The organism is Burkholderia sp. Bp8991 (genome assembly GCF_003853795.1).
Taxonomy (GTDB): Bacteria; Pseudomonadota; Gammaproteobacteria; order Burkholderiales; family Burkholderiaceae; genus Burkholderia.
In genome coordinates this window covers 1-1,104 of the sequence record NZ_QTQJ01000076.1, presented here as the reverse complement: position 1 = coordinate 1,104, position 1,104 = coordinate 1, and the positions used below count along the sequence as shown (strand labels likewise).

At 66.1% G+C, this 1,104-nt stretch carries 1 protein-coding gene and 1 pseudogene; both read left to right on the top strand.

Annotated features, from left to right (window positions below; all coding sequences use genetic code 11):
• Window positions 1-207: pseudogene (locus DIE02_RS35195) on the top strand (electron transfer flavoprotein subunit beta/FixA family protein); the annotation flags it as partial.
• 16 nt (window positions 208-223) lie between these two features.
• The coding region (locus tag DIE02_RS35190; protein WP_124530300.1) for an electron transfer flavoprotein subunit alpha/FixB family protein at window positions 224-1,104 on the top strand (881 nt) is incomplete at its 3' end.

Sequence of the window (1,104 nt, the reverse complement as noted above, 5' to 3'; positions counted from 1 at the left end):
GAGCCGCGCTACGTGACGCTGCCGAACATCATGAAGGCGAAGAAGAAGCCGCTGGAAACGGTGAAGCCGGAAGACCTCGGCGTGGACGTCGCGCCGCGTCTGAAGACGCTGAAGGTGGCCGAGCCGCCGAAGCGCGCGGCCGGCGTGAAGGTGCCGGACGTGCAGACGCTGGTCGACAAGCTGAAGACCGAAGCCAAGGTGCTGTAACAGGGAGCGGACGGACATGACGATTCTGGTAATCGCCGAGCACGATGCGGCATCGGCTGGCGGCGCGTCGCCGATCAAGGCCGCGACGTTGAACACGGTGGCGGCGGCCGCCGAAGTCGGCGCGTTCGGCGGTGGCGACATTCACGTGCTGGTCGCAGGCCACCACGCGCAAGCAGCGGCCGATGCAGCGGCGAAGATCGCAGGCGTTTCGAAAGTGCTGTTCGCCGATGCGCCGCAACTCGCGGACGGTCTCGCCGAGAACGTCGAAGCGACGGTGCTGACCGTCGCGTCGAACTACTCGCCCATCCTCGCGCCGGCAACGGCTTACGGCAAGAACATCGCGCCGCGGATCGCCGCGAAGCTGGACGTCGCGCAGATCTCCGACATCACGGCGGTTGTATCGGCCGACACGTTCGAGCGTCCGATCTATGCTGGCAACGCAATCGCGACGGTGCAGTCGGGCGACCCTATCAAGGTGATCACGGTGCGGACGACGGGCTTCGATCCGGTCGCGGGCGTTGGCGGCAGCGCAGCGGTCGAGAAGATCGAAGCGGCAGCAGATGCGGGTGTGTCGCAGTTCATCGGCCGGGAGGTGACGAAACTCGATCGCCCCGAACTCACCAGCGCGAACATCGTCGTGTCGGGCGGCCGCGGCCTGGGCAGCGGCGAGAACTACATGAAGGTTCTCGAGCCGCTGGCCGACAAGCTGAGCGCCGCACTCGGCGCATCGCGCGCGGCAGTCGACGCCGGCTACGTGCCGAACGACTATCAAGTCGGCCAGACCGGCAAGATCGTCGCACCGCAGCTGTACATCGCGGTGGGCATCTCGGGTGCGATCCAGCATCTGGCCGGCATGAAGGATTCGAAGGTGATCGTCGCGATCAACAAGGATCCGGA